This window comes from Micromonospora craniellae (assembly GCF_014764405.1).
GTDB classification, from domain to species: domain Bacteria; phylum Actinomycetota; class Actinomycetes; order Mycobacteriales; family Micromonosporaceae; genus Micromonospora; species Micromonospora craniellae.
In genome coordinates, this window is sequence record NZ_CP061725.1 from 4,284,989 (window position 1) to 4,300,409 (window position 15,421).

At 71.3% G+C, this 15,421-nt stretch carries 16 protein-coding genes and 1 pseudogene; 6 read left to right on the forward strand and 11 right to left on the reverse strand.

Translation table 11 applies throughout. The features are described from left to right. Positions 1-19 precede the first annotated feature (19 nt). Entirely contained in the window at positions 20-553 is a 534-nt protein-coding gene (locus tag ID554_RS19465; protein ID WP_117226186.1) for a SigE family RNA polymerase sigma factor, read from the reverse strand. Positions 554-732: 179 nt separating this feature from the next. Here ID554_RS19465 and tsaB point away from each other — a divergent pair, with 179 nt between their 5' ends. The 4 genes and pseudogenes from tsaB (at position 733) to ID554_RS19485 (ending at position 2,572) form a co-directional block, all read left to right on the forward strand. Beyond that, positions 733-1,410 (forward strand): tRNA (adenosine(37)-N6)-threonylcarbamoyltransferase complex dimerization subunit type 1 TsaB, encoded by a 678-nt coding sequence (tsaB, locus tag ID554_RS19470; protein WP_117226185.1) that lies wholly within the window; start codon positions 733-735, stop codon positions 1,408-1,410. Next, positions 1,407-1,892 (forward strand): ribosomal protein S18-alanine N-acetyltransferase, encoded by a 486-nt coding sequence (rimI, locus tag ID554_RS19475; RefSeq protein ID WP_191088583.1) that lies wholly within the window; start codon positions 1,407-1,409, stop codon positions 1,890-1,892. Before tsaB ends, rimI begins: the two co-directional genes overlap by 4 nt. Positions 1,893-1,898: 6 nt before the next feature. Beyond that, a pseudogene (locus ID554_RS33385) lies at positions 1,899-2,120 on the forward strand (tRNA (adenosine(37)-N6)-threonylcarbamoyltransferase complex transferase subunit TsaD); the annotation flags it as partial. A 197-nt stretch (positions 2,121-2,317) separates the two neighbouring features. Beyond that, entirely contained in the window at positions 2,318-2,572 is a 255-nt protein-coding gene (locus ID554_RS19485) for a hypothetical protein (protein ID WP_117226183.1), read from the forward strand. 17 nt (positions 2,573-2,589) lie between these two features. On the opposite strand, the gene ID554_RS19490 is transcribed toward ID554_RS19485, so the two are convergent. From ID554_RS19490 to ID554_RS19535, 10 genes are all read right to left on the reverse strand, one after another. Further along, positions 2,590-4,233: a copper resistance CopC/CopD family protein gene (locus ID554_RS19490; protein WP_117226182.1), complete on the reverse strand. Its 1,644-nt coding sequence runs from the start codon at positions 4,231-4,233 to the stop codon at positions 2,590-2,592. Between the two features lie 11 nt (positions 4,234-4,244). Then, entirely contained in the window at positions 4,245-4,982 is a 738-nt protein-coding gene (locus tag ID554_RS19495; protein WP_117226181.1) for a DUF4142 domain-containing protein, read from the reverse strand. 135 nt (positions 4,983-5,117) lie between these two features. Next, positions 5,118-6,299, reverse strand: a complete 1,182-nt coding sequence (locus tag ID554_RS19500) for an ROK family transcriptional regulator (RefSeq protein WP_117226180.1) — start codon at positions 6,297-6,299, stop codon at positions 5,118-5,120. 29 nt (positions 6,300-6,328) lie between these two features. Continuing rightward, positions 6,329-7,588, reverse strand: a complete 1,260-nt coding sequence (locus tag ID554_RS19505) for a sugar ABC transporter permease (RefSeq protein WP_117226179.1) — start codon at positions 7,586-7,588, stop codon at positions 6,329-6,331. Beyond that, a complete protein-coding gene (locus ID554_RS19510; RefSeq protein ID WP_117226178.1) occupies positions 7,585-8,403 on the reverse strand; it encodes an ATP-binding cassette domain-containing protein in 819 nt (272 codons plus the stop codon). The genes ID554_RS19505 and ID554_RS19510 overlap by 4 nt, the downstream gene beginning before the upstream one ends. A gap of 102 nt (positions 8,404-8,505) precedes the next feature. Next, complete coding sequence (locus ID554_RS19515; protein ID WP_117226177.1) at positions 8,506-9,600, reverse strand: sugar ABC transporter substrate-binding protein; 1,095 nt, start codon at positions 9,598-9,600, stop codon at positions 8,506-8,508. Positions 9,601-9,797: 197 nt separating this feature from the next. Beyond that, a complete protein-coding gene (gene ybaK / locus ID554_RS19520; protein ID WP_117226176.1) occupies positions 9,798-10,277 on the reverse strand; it encodes a Cys-tRNA(Pro) deacylase in 480 nt (159 codons plus the stop codon). Between the two features lie 18 nt (positions 10,278-10,295). Beyond that, entirely contained in the window at positions 10,296-11,540 is a 1,245-nt protein-coding gene (locus ID554_RS19525; RefSeq protein WP_117226175.1) for a THUMP-like domain-containing protein, read from the reverse strand. Positions 11,541-11,962: 422 nt separating this feature from the next. Then, on the reverse strand, positions 11,963-12,154 hold the full coding sequence (locus tag ID554_RS19530; RefSeq protein WP_117226174.1) for a DUF397 domain-containing protein: 192 nt from the start codon (positions 12,152-12,154) through the stop codon (positions 11,963-11,965). After that, entirely contained in the window at positions 12,145-12,945 is an 801-nt protein-coding gene (locus tag ID554_RS19535) for a helix-turn-helix domain-containing protein (RefSeq protein WP_117226453.1), read from the reverse strand. The genes ID554_RS19530 and ID554_RS19535 overlap by 10 nt, the downstream gene beginning before the upstream one ends. Before the next feature lie 400 nt (positions 12,946-13,345). Between ID554_RS19535 and groES the strand changes: the two genes are divergently transcribed. Both groES and groL read left to right on the forward strand, forming a co-directional pair. Further along, positions 13,346-13,660, forward strand: coding sequence for a co-chaperone GroES (gene groES, locus ID554_RS19540; protein ID WP_089155197.1), 315 nt, complete (start codon positions 13,346-13,348; stop codon positions 13,658-13,660). A gap of 70 nt (positions 13,661-13,730) precedes the next feature. Beyond that, on the forward strand, positions 13,731-15,368 hold the full coding sequence (gene groL, locus ID554_RS19545) for a chaperonin GroEL (protein WP_117226173.1): 1,638 nt from the start codon (positions 13,731-13,733) through the stop codon (positions 15,366-15,368). Positions 15,369-15,421: the final 53 nt, after the last annotated feature.

The following is a 15,421-nucleotide window of genomic DNA, read 5'->3' on the forward strand; positions in this document are numbered from 1 at the left end:
AGTCACCGCCGCCACGATCTCATGCAATTGCGACATGCCATTCCTTGTCCTCGATGTGATTGAGCCGGTCGGCTCCCAGCAGTTCGCGGAGCTTGGCGAGACCGCGCGAGGTCTGGCTCTTCGCCGTCCCGACGGTGCAGCCCAGCACCTGGGCCGTCTCCTCCAGACTGAGTCCGAGGTAGTGGCGCAACACCACGGCGGCACGTTGGCCGGTGGGCACGGCGTTCAGCGCCGCCCGCAGCCGAAGCCGCTCGTCGGTCGCGCCGTTCGGGTCGTCCACCGCAACGTCCGGAATGCCGTCGCCGACCGACCGTTCCCGCCCCTGACGCCAGGGCCTGCGGGTCTCGTCGACGGCAGCCCGGTACACCATGGTCTTGGCGTACAGGTCCGGCCGTTCCACCTTGCGCCAGCGCGGATACAGCTTGATCAGCGTGTTGGCCACCGCGTCATCCGCCGCGTGCCAGTCCCCGCAGGTCACGTAGGCCAGCTTGCGCAGCGACGCCATCTGGGACGTCACGAACTCCCGGAACGCTTGCTCGTCTGCGGCCTTCAAATCGACATTCCTCCTCTGTCCGGAGGTGGGACGGTGGTGGCGGGAGCAGAAGTTGCTCGGCGAACAGAAGTACTTGCCCGACAACTCTCGGTAGCGTCGGTGGTCGTCGGAGCGGCGCTTCCATCGAGGGCGGGCGGGGCGCCACGGGGCGGCCGGCGGTACGGCTAGGCTGGCTCATTGTGCTCGTACTCGTGGTGGACAGCTCGACGCCGGCGGTGACGGCGGCCCTGGTCGAGGTCACCGCGACGGCGGTGACGACCCGTGCGCACCGGTGCACCGTCGACGCTCGCGCGCACGGCGAGCTGCTCGCGCCGCAGGTCGACGCGGTGTTGACCGACGTGGGCGCCCGGCCGGCCGACCTCGGCGCGATCGTCGCCGGGCTCGGTCCGGGGCCGTTCACCGGGCTGCGGGTCGGGCTGGTCACCGCCGCCACGATGGGCCAGGTGCTCGGCGTTCCGACGTACGGCGTGTGCTCTCTGGACGCGATCGGGTACCCGGCGGCGAGCGGCGAGCCGGTGCTGGCCGCCGGTGACGCGCGGCGGCGGGAGATCTACTGGGCGGTCTACGACGATGCCGGGCAGCGGCTCGTCGGGCCGGAGGTCGGCGCGCCGGCGGTCGCCGCCGAGCGGGCCCGGGAGCTGGGTGTCACGGCGGCGGTCGGCGACGGCGCGCACCGGTACGCGGAGACGCTCGGACTGCCGCTGCGACCGGAACCGCGCTACCCGGACGCGTCGGCGCTGGCCACCCTGGCCGCCGAGCGCATCCGGGCCGGTTCACCCGGCGAGACGTTGACCCCGCTCTACCTGCGACGTCCCGACGCTGTGGCGGCCACCGCCCGTAAACCGGTCCTGCCATGACCGAGCCGCAGCGCACCGATCCGGTGCGGCCCGATCTGGTGCGGCTCGGCCGGTTCCGGTGGTGGCACATCGCCGAGGTGCTGCCGATCGAGGAGGACCTCTTCGGCACCGAGCAGTGGTCTGCGGCGATGTTCTGGAACGAGCTGTCCCACGGGCACTTCTATCTGGTCGCGACCGAGGACAGCGGCGCGGTGCTCGGCTACGCCGGACTGGCCGTCTCGCCACCCGACGAGGCATGGGTGCAGAACATCGCGGTACGGCGGGACGCGCAGCGCCGGGGCGTCGGCCGGGTGCTGCTGGAAGCCCTGCTCGCCGAGGCCGCCCGGCGGGGCGTACGCAGCGTGCTGCTGGAGGTCGCGGCGGACAACGCGCCGGCCCAGCACCTCTACGCGTCGTACGGCTTCGAGCCGATCGGTGTGCGGCGCGGCTACTACCAACCGAGCAACACCGACGCGCTGGTGATGCAGCGCACCCAGGACTGAGAACCCATGGCTGACGAACCACTGATCCTCGGCATCGAGACCTCGTGCGACGAGTCCGGCGTCGGCATCGTGCGCGGGCACACCCTGCTCGCCGACGCGCTCGCGTCCAGCGTGGACCAGCACGCCCGGTTCGGCGGGGTGGTGCCCGAGGTGGCCAGCCGGGCGCACCTGGAGGCGATCGTGCCGACCATGCAGCGGGCGCTGACCGAGGCGGGCGTGACCCTCGCAGGGTGGCCCGGCTGGGCCGCGCGGCACGGCATCCGGGTACGCGTACCCCGGCCCGGGCTGTGCACCGACAACGGCGCGATGGTGGCGGCCCTCGGCTCGCACCTGGTCCCCTCGGGGGTCGCGCCGAGCCGGCTCGACCTGCCCGCGGATTCGGCGATGCCGCTGACCACGGTCAGCGCCTGAGGGAGGACGGCGACGTGATCGTACGCATGTGGGAGGCGCGGGCGGAGCCGTACGCGCTCGCCGAGCTGATCACCTGGGTCTGCGAGAGTGCCCTGCCCGAGTTTGAGCACGACCCGCTGCACCTGTCCAGCGAGGTGTTCTCCTCCACCGACCATCGGGTGGTGGTGATCTCGAAGTGGCGCAGCAGCCCCCGGCCGCTGCCCGAGCCGCCGGTGATGCTGCTCGCCCGGCCGCCGCACTCCTGGGACTTCACTCAGGTCGACCGCTGACCCGCACGTCGCCACGGTCAACGGATGGTCACCGTGGTGGTCGCGGTGGCCCGGTCGATGTCGCTGGTCCGAGCGCTGATCCGCAGTGTCCACTCGCCGGCCAGCGGGAACTGGATCTCGGCGCTGCCGTGGTGCGGTTCCAGGCTGAACACGTCGATGGCGATCGGTTCGACGCCCGCCTCCGGCAGGGCGGCGGTGACGCTCCACTCCGCGACCGGCAACTCCTTGCCCTCCGGCGTGTAGACGTACGCGTGCAGGCTGTTCGCCGTGTTCGGCGCCGCCGGGTAGATGTCGAACTGCACCACGAAGATGCTGGTGGTCAACGACTGTGCGACACCGTCCCGGGTGACCCCGTCGGCGGTCGCGCCGTCCGTACGCCCCGGCGGCGTCTGCACCAGCACCGCGGTCAGCGCCAGGACCACCGCCGTCACCGCGAGTTCGACACCGGCCGCGCGGGCGACCCGGCGGGGGCGTCCGGCGGCGACCCGCCGCCGGATCAGGCGTCGCTGCCAGGCCGCGATGACCAGCACGGCCGCGAGCAGCGCGGCCTTGGCGCAGAGCAGGCGACCGTACGCGGTGCCGAGCAGCGCCGACGGCCGACCGAGTTCGATCGCGGCCTGGAGCACCCCGGCGGTGACCAGCCAGGCCACGGCCAGCGTGGCCCACCTTGACCAGGCCGGCAGGATGCGGGCGAGGACCCGCTCGTGAGTGCCCCGGAGCAGGAACACGGTGAGGGTGAGCAGCCCACCCAGCCAGACAGCCATCCCGACCACGTGCACGGTGGTCAGCACGATGCTTACCGGCGGCACGGGCGCGGCGACCGGATGCCCGGCGAGCGGCCAGGTGACCGCTCCGGCCACCCCCACCACGGCCAGCGTGCCGGTCCGGGCCCGCCCGGCGGTCCCCCGGGTGACCGCTGGCAGCAGCGCCGCGGCGATGCCGACCAGTGCCAGGCGTGCGGCGAGCACCAGCCCGATGTCGGTGTCGGCGACGGCCCGCAGGTCGGCGGGGGACAGTTGCCCGACCGGCGCGCCGACCACCTGGGCGGCCTGCCCGACCCAGGCGCCGACGGTGGCGGCGGCGACCAGACCGAGCCCGGTCAGCGCCATGACCGTCGCGCCCCGCCGGGACCGTCGCCGTGGCCACAGCGCCACGGTGAACAGCGGCGGGCCGACCGCCAGCAGCAGGCCGAGGTAGCCGAGGAACTTGGCGACGGGCACCAGGACCCCGGCCGGTGACTCCGACTCCGCCGCGGCGGGCAGCGGCGGGGCCACCGACGGCGCCCCGGCGGCGAAGGTGAAGCTGCCGGCGACCGGATGGCTGTCGGCCGAGATGACGCGGTAGCTGACCAGGTACGTGCCGAGTGGCCGGTCGGAGGCGCGCAGCATGATCCGCAGGGTCCGGTCCCGGACCTCCGGGTCACCGATGTTGATCCGCTTACCGTCCGGCGCGAGCACCTGCACCCGGCCGGACACGGGTGCGACCGACTCGTTGAAGGTGACCAGCACCTCGCGCGGCGCGTACGCGAGCACCTCGTCGCGCTGCGGGGTGGTGTTCACCACGACGGCGTGCGCCCCCGCTGGGCCGGTGGGGCCCAGCGCGGCGCACAGGGTGGCCAGGATCAGCCCGAGCAGGGCGAGGGCCCGGGTGCGGGGAGCCATCGGTCGGCTGGTTACCTGCGGCGCAACAGCCGATAGCTGAGGAAGCCGCCGGTGCCGAGGGCGGCGAGGAAGATCGCCCAGATCAGGGTGTTGCTGATGCCCATCGGCGGTGCGGTGTTGGCCTGCGCGGCGGCGATCAGTCCGTCTTCGCCGGGTGCGGGCAGCACGGCGGGCGGTAGTTCGGCGTACCGCACCAGGCCGGTGCTCTCCAGCATCAGCATGTGGTCGCTGACGTACTTGTTGGTGGCGTTGGCCAGTTCCCGGATCACGTCGTTGCGGGTGCTGCCCCGGACCGCGGTGACGACCGGGAGGATCGCGCCGTGGGCGACCCGGAGCCGGGTGACGAAGATCTGGTCGAACTGGGCGCCGGTGGCGTTCTTCATCTCCGTCAGCCACTGCTGCTGCTGTGCGGACGGCACGGTCGGGATGGTCGCGCCGAGCTTGTTGGCGGCCTCCACGGTGAGGCGGTCCAGTTCCTCGTGCTGCCGGGCGATCTCCGCACCGACCTCGCGGACCACCGCCGACTGGCCCTTCTCGGCGGCCATCTGCCCGGCCGGCATCTCCCAGAGCCCGGCCAGGCGCACCCCGTCGAGCAGGGCCTGGTCGGCGGCGGCGAGCTGCTGGCCGACGGGCGCGGCCACAGCGGCACCGGGCAACCCGATGAGAGCGGCGGCGATCGTGGTGAGCAGCACCGCCAGGCGACGGGACCGGGTGCCCTGCCGGCGACGAACGGAATCCAGCGGTGCCATGTCTGCGGCGCCTCCTCGGACGAGAACCGATCATCAACGTGACGGGCGGGACGGCACCCGCCGGCCGCTCGTGCGCACAGTGGTACGGAGTGAGCGGCCGATCAGTTCACCGGTCCACGGTCATTTGTGGCCGGGTCAGCCGACGTCGAGCGGGTCGGCCAGCAGCCGTTCGAAAGCGAGTTCGGCGGCACCGACCAGCGGGGCGTCCTCGCCGAGCGTCGGCGTGCGCAGGCGTACGTGCTCCAGGCAGGCGGGCAGGCCGTTGGAGTTGAGTCGGCTGCGTACCTGGGCGGCGGCGGCCAGATAGAGGTCGCGCATGGTGCCGCCGAAGATGACCATCTCCGGGTTGAAGATGTTGACCAGGTTGGCGAGGCCGAAACCGAGCCAGTCGCCGGCCTGGCGTACCGCGGTCTGGGCCCGGGCGTCGCCACGGTCGGCGGCGTCGAAGACCGCGAGCATCGCCTCCCGGCCCCGGGCGTCGGACCGGCCGGCGGCCCGCAGCAGCGCGTGCTCGCCGATCTCGGTCTCCCAGCAGCCCCGGTTGCCGCACTCGCAGCGGGCCCCGTCTCGGGCCACCACCATGTGCCCGACCTCGCCGCTGTAGCCGCCGTGCCCGGTGAGGCGGCGTCCACCGGCGATGATCCCCGCACCCACACCGACGTCTCCGTAGAGGTAGATGACGTTGTCGCAGTCGGCCGCCACGCCTCGGGCGTGTTCGGCGAAGGCCGCCACGTCGGCGACGTTCCCGACGGTGACCGGCACGTCGACGCCGAGTTCGCTGCCGAGGGTGGCGCCGATCGGCTCGTCCACCCATCCGGTGGTCGGGCCTAGCCGGACCAGCCCGTCGTCGCGGCGCACCATGCCGCAGACCGCCACCCCGGCCCCGACGCAGACCGCGCCCGGCGGCAGCGCGCGACGCATCTCCTTCACCGCCCCGGCCAGCAGCGGGGCGGCCTCCGTCGCGGACAGGCCGCGCGGGCGGTCCAGTTCCCAGCGGTCGATGACCGCACCGCCCAGACCGACCCGCGCGGCCCGCATCCGGTCCACCTCGATGCTGTACGCGTACGCGAAGACCCGGTCCGACTCGGGCCGGACGACCAGCGACGGTCGTCCGGCCCGGCCGGTCTCCCTCGGCGCACCCTCGGCCACCAGGCCGGCCGCGGCGAGGTCGGCGGTGAGCGCCCCGATGGTGCTCCGGTTCAAGCCCAGCGTGTTGGTCAGCTCGGCGCGTGTGGTGGCGCCGTGCAGGTGCACGTAGCGCAGCAGGGCGCCGAGATTCTGCCGACGGATCTCGTCCTGGCTGGGTCCAACACGCATCGGGACTTGACTACTTTCGGTACAGCGGATCAGCGGTTGCCGGTGGCCGAGGCTCGTCGTCGCGACAACGCGTCGACACTGGCCGCGAGCAGCAGCACCACACCGGTGACCACGTACTTCACGCCCGAGCTGTAGCCCATCAGCCCCATGCCATTGTCGATCACCGCCACCACGGCGCCACCGAGGACCGCGTCGAGGACGCGTCCCTTGCCCCCGAAGAGGCTCGTACCACCGATCACTGCGGCACCCACCGCGTACAGCAGCACGTTGCTTCCCCCGGTGTTCGGATCGACCGAGTTGGCCCGGCTCGCTGCCACGATGCCACCGATCGCCGCCATCGTGGAACAGATCACGAAGACCGAGATGCGGATCCGGTCCACGTCGATGCCGGCCCGGCGTGCGGCCTCCCTGTTGCCGCCGACCGCGTAGATGTGCCGGCCGTAGCTGGTGCGCTGGAGCACGAAGGTCCAGACCACGAGCAGGATGGCGATGATCGGCACCACGATCGGCACACCCTTGAGCGAGCTGATCAGCACGTTGTGGCTGCGCTCCAGGTTGAGCACGTAGACGGCGGCGCCGAGGACCACGGCCAGGATGCCGATCCGGCCCAGCACCATGGCGAGCGGGTCGTTGATCAGGCCGCGTGCGGCGCGCTTGCGGTACCGCAGCAACTGCACCGCGGCGAAGCCGGCGACCGCGAGCGCGGCCAGGGCCCAGCCGAGCGCGGGCGGCAGGTTGCGGTTGGCGATCGCCACCAGGATCGGGTCACGGACCGAGATGTTCCGGCCCTCCTCCATCAGCAGCAGCACCACACCCTGGAAGGCGAGGAAGCCGGCGAGGGTGACCACGAACGACGGGATGCCGACCTTGGCGACCAGGAAGCCCAGCGTGGTGCCGATGACCAGGCCGGTGAGCACGGCCGCGAGCACCGCGACGTACCAGGGGTATCCGAGGACGGTCACCACGTTGGCCAGCACCGCCGCGCAGACGCCGCTGGCGAACCCGGCGGACAGGTCGATCTCGCCCAGCAACAGGACGAAGACCAGGCCCATGGCGATCAACGTGACCGCCGCGCCCTGGGTGAACAGGTTGGCGAAGTTGCCCGCGGTGAGGAAGCTCGGACGCATGATCGAGAAGATCGTGCAGAGCACGAGCAGCCCGGCGACGGCGGGCAGCGCGCCGATGTCGCCGCCGCGTACCCGACGCCAGTAGCCGCGTACGTGACTGCCGACGGTGGGCGCTGGCGTCACGGCGGCCGGCCCGTCCTGCTTGACGGCGGTGGAACTCATACCGTCCTTCCTTCCCTGCCGTCGGCGGGTGCTCCACCGTTGCCGTTGGCGGCCGGTTCGGTGGCGAGCCCGAGCCCGCCGGAACGGCCTGCGGTGATCAGCTCGACCACCTGCGAGTGCGTGATGTCGGTGGTCCTCACCTGGGCGACCATCTGGCCGAGATAGAGCGCGGCGATCCGGTCGGAGACGGCGAAGACGTCGTTCATGTTGTGCGAGATGAGCACCACGGCCAGGCCGTTGTCGGCCAGCCGGCGGACCAGTTCGAGCACCTGGGCGGTCTGCGCGACGCCGAGCGCGGCGGTCGGCTCGTCCAGGATCACCAGCTTGCTGTTCCAGAGCACCGCCTTGGCGATCGCCACGGTCTGGCGCTGACCGCCGGAGAGGCTGGAGACGTGCTGGCGTAGCGACTTCACGGTGCGTACGGAGAGCCCGGCCAGGGTCTCCGCGGCCATCTGCTCCATCGCCGGCTCGTCCAGCACGATGCCGCTGCGCTTCTCGCGCCCGAGGAACATGTTCTGCACGATGTCGAGGTTGTCGCAGAGCGCGAGGTCCTGGTAGACGACCTCGATGCCGAGCGAGGCGGCGTCCCGGGGGCTGTTGATGCTCACCGGACGGCCGTCGAAGACGAACTCGCCGGAGTCGGTGGGGTGGATGCCGCTGATGCACTTGACCAGGGTCGACTTGCCGGCGCCGTTGTCGCCGACGAGCGCGGTCACCTCGCCCGGGTAGGCGGCGAAGGCGACGTCGCGCAGGACCTGGACGGGACCGAAACTCTTGTCGATCCCGCGTAGCTCCAGCAGTGGGGTCGCGGACACGGGGTTCTCCTTAGGCACGGCGGGAGATCGGGGCCCGTCCAGCGGCGTCGCGCCGCCCGGCACGGGGTTGCCGTGCCGGGCGGCGCCGCCCAGGCGGGTGGGTCAGCTGATGCCCGCTTCGGTGCAGAGCTTGGCGAAGTCGGCGGTGCAGACCTCTTCCTTGGTCACGTAGCCGTCGGCGATGACGTCCTTGACGTTCTCCTTGTAGATCGCCTTCGGGGTGAGCAGGACGCTGGCCACGTCCCGGCCGCTCTCCGGGTCCTTGACCGTCTGGCCGGTCTCCTTGCGCTCGCCCTTGGCCAGCGCGATGGCCAGCCCGGCGGCGGCGTCCGCCTCCTGCTTGACCGCCTTGTAGACGGTCATGCACTGGTCACCGGCGAGGATGTTCTGCAGACCCTGCGGGTCGGCGTCCTGGCCGGTCACCGGGACCTTGCCGTTGAGGTTGTTCTTCCTGAGCACCGAGATGGCGGCGTTGCCCAGGCCGTCGTTCGCGCTCAGCACGCCGTCGATCTTGCCGCCGGCCTTGGTGAGCTGCTGCTCGAAGATGGTGGCGGCCTGCGCGTTGTCCCAGTCCGGCACCGAGTCGTCGGCGGCCTGGGTGTACTCGCCCGAGTCGAACTTCGGCTTGAGGACCGAGTCGTACCCGTTCTTGAACAGGGTCGCGTTGTTGTCGGTCGGCGAGCCGTTCAGGTACGCGATCGCCGGCTTCTCCACCTTGGCGTCGGTGAGGCACTTGACGAGGCCCTCGCCCTGGAGCTTGCCGACGGCCTCGTTGTCGAAGCTGACGTAGTACTCCGCCGAGCCGCCGAGGGTGAGGCGGTCGTAGTCGATCGTGGCGACGCCCTGCGACCTGGCCTTGTCGAGCACGGCCTTGCCGGTGCCGGAGTCCAGGTTGACGATCATCAGCGCGGTGACGCCACTGGTGATCATCTGATCGGCGATGGTCTGGAACGCGTTCTTGTCACCCTGGGCGTTCTGGATGTCGTACTGAACGCCGGCGGCCTCGAACGCGGCCTGGAGGAACTTGCGGTCCGCGCTCTCCCAACGGACCGAGGACTTGCTGTCCGGCAGGATCACCCCGATCTTCGGGGTCTTGTCGGAACCGGCCTGGTCACCGCCGGAGTCGTCGCCGCAGGCCGTCAGGGAGCCGAGGGTCAGGAGGCCCACGGCGCCGACGGCGAGGAAGCCCTTGCGCATCTGCAGGGTCCTTTCGAGGGTGGGGGAAGGTGTCGGTGTTTGTTTTGTTGTGTCCGGCAACGTATTGCGCCCTACCCGCCAGCACAAGAGCGCGATGGCGATGAGTTTGTTGTCGGCGGTAACAATTCAGCAACGTCGAGGACACCCGCCCGGTACGAAGCCGAACGGCGGCGCGTGAGTGCGCAGGTGGAGTGCGGTCAGCCGGTGGTCAGCGCGGCGGTGCGGGCCTCGGTGAGCGCCACGAGATCCGTGGGCGCCAATTCCACCTGGAGGCCCCGGCGGCCGGCCGACACGTACACGGTGGGGTGGGCCAGGGCGGAGTCGTCGACCACCGTGGGCAGCCGCTTGCGCTGGCCGAGCGGGCTGATGCCGCCCCGCACGTACCCGGTGGCGCGCTCGGCCGCCGCGCGGTCGGCGAGCGCGGCCCGCTTGCCGCCCACCGCAGCGGCGAGGGCCTTGAGGTCCAGCTCGCCGGTGACCGGCACCACCGCCACGGTCAACGCGCCGTCGACCTCGGTGACCAGGGTCTTGAAGACCCGCTCCGGCGCGACCGCGAGCGCCGCGGCGACCAGCGCGCCGTAGTTGGCGGCGTCCGCCGGCACGTCGTACGAATGGGTGCGGTGCGTGATCCTCCGCTTCGCCAGCAGCGCGATCGCCGGCGTACCCCGTCCCGCCATGCCCGCCAACCCAGCCTCTCAGGTCACCGGCTGGCAGATGAGCACCGTCGGCGCCGCGGCGACCCGGGTCAGCACCAGGCTGGCCGGCTGGTCACCGGTCAGCCTCAGGTCCCGCCGGAGCCGCTCCGGTTCCAGCGCGGAGCCCCGCTTGAGGATCTCCACCCGGCCGACCCGGCGCTCCCTCAGCAGCGCCCGCAGCCGCTTGAGCGAGAACGCCAGCACGTCGGTCACCTCCAGGCAGCGGGCGTACGGGGTGGGGATGGCCCGGTCGGCATAGAGGTAGGCGATGCTCGGGTCGGCCAGCGAGGCGTCCAGGTCGGCGGCCAGCTCGGCGACCAGGTGCGCCCGCACCACCGCCGAATCCGGGTCGTAGACGAACCTGCGTACCGGCCCGACCGGCGCCTCCGCCGTCCCCTGCCCGGTGAGCTGATACACGCGCGGCCCGTCGCCGGGATGTAAGGAGGGGACCCCTGCTATGCACGAGGCGTTAGTAGGGGACCCTTCCTTACATACGGTTGCGCGGCGTCGGTGTTCGGCGAGCGGGCCGCACCAGAGGGCCGCCTCGACCAGGTCGCCGTCGACGCCGACCCACTCGGCCTCGGCACCGGCCGGGATCAGGGCATGATCGAGACCCGGCGCCACCTTCACCGCCGTGTACGGCACCCGTTCGGCCAGCCCGACGACGAAGTCCCAGGGTGGCGAGTACGCGTTCGGGTCGAAGATCCGGCGACCGGTGCCGGCCCGACGACGGGCCGGATCGCAGAAGACCGCGTCGACCCGGGTCACGTCGAACGCGGTCGCGTCGCCGCACTCCACGGAGACGAGGTCGGCCAACCCTGCGGCGTGGGCGTTCGCCTCGGCGAGCGCAGCGGTGAGCGGGTCGGCCTCCACGGCGTACACCCGGATGCCGGTGCGGGCGGCGGCCAGCGCGTCGGCGCCCAACCCGCAGCCCAGGTCCGCCAGGGTGGCCACCCCGGCGGCCCGCAGCCGTCGCGCCCGGCGGTCCGCGACGATCCGCCGGGTGGCCTGCTCCAGACCGGGCCGGGTGAAGAACATGCCCCTCGCCTCCGGCCCGAACTTGCCGGTGGCGCGGCGGCGCAACTCCGCCTGGGTCAGGGCCGCCGCCGCCAACCCGGCCGGCACCCCGGCCGCGCGGAGCGTGGCCGCCGCGTGCAGCGGGTCACCGCCGGCCACCCGCACCGCCGCGTCGAGCGCCGCCGACCCTTCGTCGGTACGCAACGCAGCGAACTGCCCCAGATCCACCCGCCGATTATCCGGGTCGCCACCCGACACCGACCCGACCGCCCCCGCCGCTGTCCCCAACCGGCGCTGTCCAGTTCATGATCGTGCTCGATCCAGATTCGAGTGGTCTCGCAGTCGCCTGGACACCACTCGATCCTGGATCGAACGTGACCTCAACGCCGTTCGCGGTATCCCGCCGGCCGTCGATCATGCGGCATCCCGCCCATCGCCCGCCGATCATGGAGTCGTGGCTCGTGCAAACACCCTTAATCGGGGCGTTTCGTCGACCACAACTCCATGATCGACGGGGCGACGGGGGCAGGGCGGACGGGGCGGCGGGGCCGAGGGGCGGCGGGGCCGAGGGGCGGCGGGCCGCTGGTGGAGGGGCGACTTCGGCGGCGGGTGCTGTGGGTGGCAGCGCCAGCGGCAGCGCCCGGGGGTGATCAGTGGGTGGGGTGGTGGGTGGTGACGAAGGCGTGCCAGGCAGCCGGGGTGAAGGTGAGCGCCGGGCCGGTCGGGTCCTTGCTGTCACGTACGGCGACCACGCCGGGCAGGTTGTCGGCTACCTCGACGCAGGCGCCGCCGTTGGCGTTGCTGCGGGAGGACTTGCGCCAGGCGGCACGGGTCAGGTCCATGAGTTCGCCACTTCCTCGATCAGGCGGGCGGACTGCCGGCGCGGCAGCGCCTCACCGGCCACAGTCTCCCAACGACGTCCGAGGTTGGCAAGCTCGTTCGGGCTGTCCACGGTGTGCCCCCGGAGTTGGTTGTCCAGATGGGCCACCTCGGTGCCGTCGGCGAGTCGAGCCAGCACGAACGGGCCGTGGAGCCCGATGTACCACGGGGTCTCGGCCGGCACGATCCGTACCTGGACATGCGAATGGTCGGCGAGGGCGCGCAGGTGCTTCACCTGCTCGTACATGGTCGTGGGCTCGCCCACCTGCCGGCGCAGCGCCTGCTCATCGAGCACCGCGACGAGCTGCGGCGGCTCCTCGCGGGCGAGGATCTCCTGCCGCGCCATCCGGGCCAGCACCCGCTTCTCGATCTGCTCGTCGGCCAGCGGCGGCCCGGCCCGCAACATCTCCCGCGCGTACGCCTCGGTCTGGAGCAGGCCCGGCACCACCGCCGGGTCGTACCAGCGCAGCGCGACGGCCTCGCGCTCGATCTCGCCCCACGGCCGGAACCAGTCCGGCTCGGCGTGCAACCGGATCAACTCCAGCATCCCGACGAAGAGGCCACCGGTCTCCAGCACCTTGTCGAACCGGGACAGGTAGTCGACGCTGAGGTGGTTCGGGCCGATCTCCATCGCGCTCACCGCCGACGGGGAGTAGTTGACCATCTTGCCGAGTTCTTCCTGGCTGAGCCCGCGCAGCTTGCGGGCCCGGCGCAGTTGGTCGCGCAGGAAACCCAGGGTTGGCATGTCCGCCATCTGTCCGCCCTCCGTCACGTAATAGCGCCGGAGAGTAAGCGTCGGTCGTTCGGTGGGGAAGCGAGCGTCGGCGTGTTGCGGTCAACCGTGGCGAACGCTGGCGTAAGAGTGGCGAACGCTGGTGCAAGAGCGGCAGAAGAGTGGCGAGATAGTGGCGCGAGAGTGTGGAAATGTGGCGACACGAGGTGGTGGGTTGGCACTCTCCTTGACGGAGTGCTAGCCGAGGAATAACCTGCGATTAGCACTCTCACCCTGAGGGTGCCAACGTCCGGGCCCTGGTGCCCGGGGGTTGAACGCCAGGCGGACCGGCACCCGCGACGACGGCCCCGCCCGGTGGCATGTGGCAATTGACGCCGGTCGGCGTGCTGACCGGCAACGAAACCAAGTACCCCAGGAGGGTATGCCCGTGACTACCGCGACCAAGGTTGCGATCAAGCCGCTCGAGGACCGCATCGTGGTCCAGGCGAACGAGGCCGAGACCACCACCGCCTCGGGCATCGTGATCCCCGACACCGCCAAGGAGAAGCCGCAGGAGGGCACCGTCCTCGCTGTCGGCCCCGGCCGGATCGACGACAAGGGCAACCGCGTGCCGATCGACGTCTCCGTCGGCGACACCGTTCTCTACTCGAAGTACGGCGGCACCGAGGTCAAGTACGCCGGCGAGGAGTACCTGGTGCTCTCCGCCCGCGACGTCCTCGCGGTCATCGAGAAGTAACCAACCGATCAGTGACGTTGCCCCGGTCCGGCTCGCCGGGCCGGGGCAACGTCGCGTCGAAGGGACATTCATGGCGAAGATCCTGAGCTTCTCGGACGACGCCCGGCACCTGCTGGAACACGGTGTCAACGCGCTCGCGGACGCGGTCAAGGTCACCCTCGGGCCGCGCGGGCGCAACGTCGTCCTGGACAAGAAATTCGGTGCGCCGACGATCACCAACGATGGCGTGACCATCGCGAAGGAGATCGAGCTCACCAACCCGTACGAGAACCTCGGCGCGCAGCTGGTCAAGGAGGTGGCGACCAAGACCAACGATGTCGCCGGCGACGGGACCACCACCGCGACCGTGCTGGCGCAGGCCATGGTCCGCGAGGGTCTGCGCAACGTCACCGCGGGCGCCAACCCGGCCGGCCTCAAGCGGGGCATCGACGCGGCCTCCGCGAAGGTCTCCGAGGCGCTGCTCGGCAAGGCCGTCGAGGTCGCCGACAAGAAGGCCGTGGCGCACGTCGCGACGGTCTCCGCGCAGGACTCCACCATCGGCGAGCTGATCGCCGAGGCGATGGAGCGGGTCGGCCGCGACGGTGTGATCACCGTCGAGGAGGGCTCCGCCCTGCACACCGAGCTGGACGTGACCGAGGGTCTCCAGTTCGACAAGGGCTTCATCTCGCCGAACTTCGTCACTGACGCGGAGTCGCAGGAGTCCGTCCTGGAGGACGCGTACATCCTGATCACCACGCAGAAGATCTCGGCGATCGAGGAGCTGCTGCCGCTGCTGGAGAAGGTCCTCCAGAACAACAAGCCGCTGCTGATCGTCGCCGAGGACGTCGAGGGTCAGGCCCTGTCCACCCTGGTGGTCAACGCGATCCGCAAGACCCTCAAGGTCTGCGCGGTCAAGGCTCCCGGCTTCGGCGACCGCCGCAAGGCGATGCTCCAGGACATGGCGATCCTCACCGGTGCCGAGCTGGTCGCGCCCGAGCTGGGCTACAAGCTCGACCAGGTCGGCCTGGAGGTGCTGGGCACCGCCCGGCGCATCGTGGTCGACAAGGAGAACACCACCATCGTCGACGGTGGCGGGCAGTCCGCCGAGGTCACCGACCGGGTCGCCCAGATCCGCAAGGAGATCGAGGCGTCGGACTCCGAGTGGGACCGGGAGAAGCTCGCCGAGCGGCTGGCCAAGCTCTCCGGCGGCATCGCGGTGGTCAAGGTCGGCGCGGCCACCGAGGTCGAGATGAAGGAGCGCAAGCACCGCATCGAGGACGCCATCGCCGCGACCAAGGCTGCGGTCGAGGAGGGTACGGTCCCCGGCGGCGGTGCCGCCCTGGCCCAGATCCTGCCGGTGCTCGATGACGACCTGGGCTTCACCGGTGACGAGAAGGTCGGCGTCTCGATCGTGCGCAAGGCGCTGGTCGAGCCGCTGCGCTGGATCGCCCAGAACGCCGGCCACGACGGTTACGTGGTGGTGCAGAAGGTCGTCGCGGCGGAGTGGGGCACCGGCCTGGACGCCGCCGTCGGCGAGTACGTCGACCTGGCCAAGGCGGGCATCGTCGACCCGGTCAAGGTGACCCGTAACGCGGTCACCAACGCCGCGTCGATCGCCGGTCTGCTGCTCACCACCGAGAGCCTCGTGGTGGAGAAGCCGAAGGAGCCGGAGCCCGCCGCAGGCGGTCACGGCCACGGGCACGGCCACCAGCACGGCCCGGGTTTCTGACCCCTGCCGGACCTGGACGCGGGGCGCATCGTCGACGACGGTGCGCCCCGCGT

Bases quoted from the DNA above. Each gene is read 5' to 3' on its own strand.
- rimI (WP_191088583.1), top strand. From the start codon at position 1,407: ATGACCGAGCCGCAGCGCACCGATCCGGTGCGGCCCGATCTGGTGCGG.
- ID554_RS19490 (WP_117226182.1), bottom strand. From the start codon at position 4,233: ATGGCTCCCCGCACCCGGGCCCTCGCCCTGCTCGGGCTGATCCTGGCC.
- ID554_RS19495 (WP_117226181.1), bottom strand. From the start codon at position 4,982: ATGGCACCGCTGGATTCCGTTCGTCGCCGGCAGGGCACCCGGTCCCGT.
- ID554_RS19500 (WP_117226180.1), bottom strand. From the start codon at position 6,299: ATGCGTGTTGGACCCAGCCAGGACGAGATCCGTCGGCAGAATCTCGGC.
- ID554_RS19505 (WP_117226179.1), bottom strand. From the start codon at position 7,588: ATGAGTTCCACCGCCGTCAAGCAGGACGGGCCGGCCGCCGTGACGCCA.
- ID554_RS19515 (WP_117226177.1), bottom strand. From the start codon at position 9,600: ATGCGCAAGGGCTTCCTCGCCGTCGGCGCCGTGGGCCTCCTGACCCTC.
- ybaK (WP_117226176.1), bottom strand. From the start codon at position 10,277: ATGGCGGGACGGGGTACGCCGGCGATCGCGCTGCTGGCGAAGCGGAGG.
- ID554_RS19530 (WP_117226174.1), bottom strand. From the start codon at position 12,154: ATGGACCTGACCCGTGCCGCCTGGCGCAAGTCCTCCCGCAGCAACGCC.
- ID554_RS19535 (WP_117226453.1), bottom strand. From the start codon at position 12,945: ATGGCGGACATGCCAACCCTGGGTTTCCTGCGCGACCAACTGCGCCGG.
- groES (WP_089155197.1), top strand. From the start codon at position 13,346: ATGCCCGTGACTACCGCGACCAAGGTTGCGATCAAGCCGCTCGAGGAC.
- groL (WP_117226173.1), top strand. From the start codon at position 13,731: ATGGCGAAGATCCTGAGCTTCTCGGACGACGCCCGGCACCTGCTGGAA.